Source organism: Flavobacterium dankookense (assembly GCF_004362665.1).
Taxonomy (GTDB): domain Bacteria; phylum Bacteroidota; class Bacteroidia; order Flavobacteriales; family Flavobacteriaceae; genus Flavobacterium; species Flavobacterium dankookense.
This window is the reverse complement of the sequence record NZ_SNXR01000007.1, coordinates 1-4,024: the sequence shown is the minus strand read 5'-3', so window position 1 is coordinate 4,024 and position 4,024 is coordinate 1. Positions and strand designations below refer to the sequence as shown.

1 protein-coding gene is annotated in these 4,024 nt (G+C 36.4%); it reads left to right on the top strand.

Going from position 1 to position 4,024, the window contains the following annotated elements; translation table 11 throughout:
- Positions 1-225 precede the first annotated feature (225 nt).
- On the top strand, positions 226-4,024 hold a 3,799-nt coding region (locus BC748_RS14245; protein WP_211338540.1), incomplete at its 3' end, for a putative metal-binding motif-containing protein.

Here is a 4,024-nt window from a genome sequence, read left to right as displayed (position 1 = left end):
GTTATCCAACTGGAGTTTACAACGTAGTTGTTAGCCAAGATGGTAATGCTAAATCATTACGTATGATTAAGAGATAAGTTTCTCATTAGAACTTAAATAAAGGAAACCGCCTCAAGCAATTGAGGCGGTTTTTGTTTTGTTAAATGGTTAACAATTATATAATATCTATTTAGTTATCTAATTGAATTAATGACTAATTTTGTATCAAATCAAACTATTTTTTTTATGAAACAATTATTACACAACAAGGTAAGTATGTTATTACTTTTTGTAATGTGTTTTTTTGTGACTGGTTTATGGTCACAAATAAGCATTTCTAGCGGCACTACCTTATCGCAAAATTTTGATGGAATTGGCTCGACGACTACAGCTTCGCTTCCATCAAATTGGAAAATGTCAGTTGCAGGAACTTCTTCTCCAACATGGTCTGCTGGAGGGAACTTTACAGCAACAACAGCGCAAGCTAGTTCGGGATCACCATCTGCAGGTGGTCGTTACAACTGGGGTAATGGAACAACGACAACTGATAGAGCAGTTGGTTTTATGACTTCTGGAAGTTATGCAAATCCAAATTCAATTATGGTACATTTTCAAAACACTTCTGGTGTTCAGATGAATGATGTTGCTTTTACTTTTGATTATGAGCGTTATAGAGTGAATTCTACAGCTTGTAGTATAACTTTTTTCACCTCTACAGATGGATCTACTTGGACAGCTAGAACAGCAGGAGATAGTGGTGCTTTTGCCACTGGAGCGAATGCATATAATTTTACTACTGGAACTGTTGTTAGTAAATCATTTGCATTAACAGGTATTAATATTCCTAATAATGGTAATTTATATTTGAGATGGAATTTTAATAGTGGAAGTTCAAATTCGCAAGGTGTTGGATTGGATAATTTTACACTAACACCTACATTAGCTCCAGTTGGACCTGTTGTTACTACATCAGCTCCAACTGGTCTTACTAGTTCGTCAGTTACTTTGAATGGAACGATTGATGCTAATGGAAGTTCGGTAGATGGTTCGTTCGATTTTGGTACATCAACTTCTCCTTATAGTAATTCTTATGCTTCAACGCCAGGAGTTATTACTGGTACTGATGCTACCGCAGTTTCTGCTACTGTAAGTGGTTTGAATCCAAATGTACAATATAATTTTAGAGCTGTTGGAAAAGTAGGTTCGGATGTTACTAATGGTTCAAATGTTGCTTTTTATACTTTGGCAAATGATCCTGTAATTGCAGATGAAGCAGTAGTTGTTACTTCTACTAGTTTTGATTTTAACTTCAATGGTTCGGGGAATCCTTTTATTACAGAATATGCCATTAAAGTAGGTAGTAGTTTTTTACAATCTAATGGTACATTAGGTGCAACTCCGTTTTGGAGAACAGAATTGGATTGGCAAATACAACCGGTTCCGGGTTTAATAACTGTATCTGGTTTAACACCAAATACTACTTATCTTTATGCTGTAAAAGCTAGAAATGGTGCTGGTGTTGAAACGGCATTTGGTCCAGATCAAACGGTTACCACTTTACCTAATACGTCACCTTCATTAGAGGCAGATCCTTTAACTGGTTTTGGTTCTGTTTGTACAGGTATAACTACTACTGCTGGAAGTTTTGGTCTTTTGGGAGAGTTTTTAACTGGTGATGTTACTGTTGGTCCATTAGATGGATTTAGTTTTTCGACAACAGAAGCAAATCCTTCTTATTCTTCTTCATTGACTTTATCACCAGATGCTAATGATGAGATTTTAGAGGTTATTTATGTTAAGTTTTCACCGACTTTAGTTCAATCTTATGATGGTACTATTTTAATTTCGGGTGGTGGAGCAAGTAACATTATTGTTGCTGCAACTGGAACTGGGATAAATAATCCAGTAACTGCTGCTACAGTAGGAAGTTCTTCTGTCACTAGTACTAGCGCAACAATTACAGGAACTATTACGCCTGGATGTTCAACCGTTAGTTCTTCAGGTTTAGAATATAGTACTTCAAATGATATGTCAGGAAGTATTCAGGTTTCAAATCCTGCTACTCTTACTGGTCTAGAGCCAAACACGCAATATTTTTATAGAGCTTATGCAATTGATGGAACAGGAACTGTGAATGGTACTGTACTTAATTTTACTACATCTCAATTGTCTGCTCCTGTTGGATTACCAGCGTCGGATATTACTTCAACTAGTTTTGTGGCTAATTGGGAGGCTGTTGATGGAGCTGATGCCTATAGATTGGATGTAAGTGCTTCGCCTTTTACTACTGTATCTAGCACACCTTGGATAAATGAATTCCATTATGATGATCTTGGTGCTGATGGTAATGAATTTGTTGAAATTGTTGTTCCTTCAACTTATGCAGGAACTGGATTGACATTAACTTTTTATAATGGTTCTGGTGGAGGTACTTATGGAACTAGTTATACTTTGGGTTCAATGGTTGAGGGAGAAACAAATGGTAACTTTACTTTCTATTCTGTAACTACTGCTGCGGACGGTGTTCAAAATGGTGCACCAGATGGTTTTGCCTTGTCAGATAGTTCTGGATTGATTAGCTTCTTGAGTTATGAAGGTTCTTTTACTGCAACAAATGGACCAGCAAGTGGGCAAACGTCAACTGCCGTAAGTATTTCTGAAACTAATTCTACTCCAGAAAACTCAAGTATTCATTTAGTAGGAAGTGGTTCGTCTTCTTCTAGTTTTACTTGGGCAGCTTCAATAGGAGCAAATACAAAAGGTTTGACTAATAGTGGTCAAGAATTAATTTCTGCAGGTGTTTATTTAGTAAATGATTTAGATGTAGCTGCTAATTTATCACATGAGGTTACAGGTTTGAATGCTCAAACTACTTATTATTATAGAGTAAGAGCGACAAGTACTAACAGTACTTCTGCGAATTCAAATCCTATTACTGTTATTACTGCTGCAGCACCACCAACTTTTGGAAGTGTTTCTCAAAGTGTGAATATAGCCTGTGATGATTCTGATGCCACATTTTTTATAAATGGTTTAATTCCAAATAGTACTTCAAGTATCACTTATACTATTGATAATGGTGATGCTGTTGTTATTACTAATGTTGTAGCTAATGGTTCAGGTTCCGCTTCGGTATTAATTCGTCTTTTTTTGGAGAATGATGGTCAAGTATTGAGAATTACTCAAATTGAAAGAACAGATGCAGTAACTGATGCTCTTGTTTTAACTGAAAATAATACTGCATCTATTTCTGTAAGCTCTAATTCTAATTTTTATGAAGATTCGGACAATGATGGTTATGGTAATGCTTTAGTAGTAATATCTGCTTGTGAAGCACCACCGGGTTATGTAGCCGACAACACCGACTGTGATGATGCAAACCCAGGTGCAAACCCAGGATTGGCTGAAGTTCCATATGATGGTGTTGACAATGATTGTGTTGGTGGATTAGATAATGGATTTGCTCCATTTACATCAACTATGTTAAATTGTGGAACTACATTATCAAATATTGGTTCTGTTATTTCATGTGTTGGAACAGCAAATGCTGTTGAATATCAATTTGAGATTACTGGACCAAATGGTGTTCAGACTATCAATAGAAATGTTCAGTACTTTAGTTTAACACAATTGGCAAACTATCAATATGCTACTACTTATTCAGTTAGAGTAATGTTGAGAAGAGCAGGACAAACGAACTTTGTAGGTTATTATGGACCAGCATGTTCTTATTCTACACCGCCAGTTACTTCACCAGTAGGAGGAGTTGGTTCAACACAGTTACAGTCTTACTGTGGAGAAACATTGCCAACGTTAGCAACTTTAATTGCTACAACTAGCTTACCAGGAGTTACACAGTACCGTTTTAGAGTTACTAACACTCAAACAGGAACTGTTCAAACTTTAGATAGAAGCTTACACTGGTTCTCTTTAACAATGTTAAACGAATTCCACTATGGTACTACTTATTTGGTTGATGTAGCCGTTAGAACAACTGCTCCATTCCCTGCTGAACCAACATTTGGAGCACCATGTACAGTTACTA